Annotated in this window: 1 protein-coding gene; it reads left to right on the top strand. The window is 65.3% G+C overall.

The features are described from left to right. Positions 1-531 (top strand): 4Fe-4S dicluster domain-containing protein (locus tag IH45_RS0142745; protein ID WP_030682701.1); only part of this gene is annotated, 531 nt, incomplete at both ends.

Here is a 531-nt window from a genome sequence, read left to right as displayed (position 1 = left end):
TACTACGAGCCGTGGACGTACGACTACGCGAACCTGACCACCGCACCCCTGGGCGACGACCTGCCCACCGCACCGCCCCGCTCCCTCATCGACGGCCGCCCCACCGACATCACCTGGGGCCCCAACTGGGACGACGACCTCGGCGGCGGCCCCGACCACCTCGCCCACGACCCCGTCCTGAAAAAAATGAACGAACAGGTCCGCCTCGAATACGAACAGGCCTTCCTCTTCTACCTCCCCCGCATCTGCGAACACTGCCTCAACCCCTCCTGCGTCGCCGTCTGTCCCTCCGGCGCCCTCTACAAGCGCATCGAAGACGGCATCGTCCTCGTCGACCAGGACCGCTGCCGCGGCTGGCGCATGTGCGTCACCGGCTGCCCCTACAAAAAGATCTACTTCAACCACCACACCGGCAAAGCCGAAAAATGCACCCTCTGCTACCCACGCATCGAAGCAGGCCAGCCCACCGTGTGCTCCGAAACCTGCGTCGGACGACTGCGCTACCTCGGCGTCATGCTCTACGACCCCGAC

It is taken from the genome of Streptomyces rimosus subsp. rimosus, from assembly GCF_000720725.1.
GTDB classification, from domain to species: Bacteria; Actinomycetota; Actinomycetes; order Streptomycetales; family Streptomycetaceae; genus Streptomyces; species Streptomyces rimosus_A.
The sequence above is the reverse complement of the archived record's forward strand: the minus strand, read 5'-3'. Positions and strand labels throughout refer to the sequence as shown.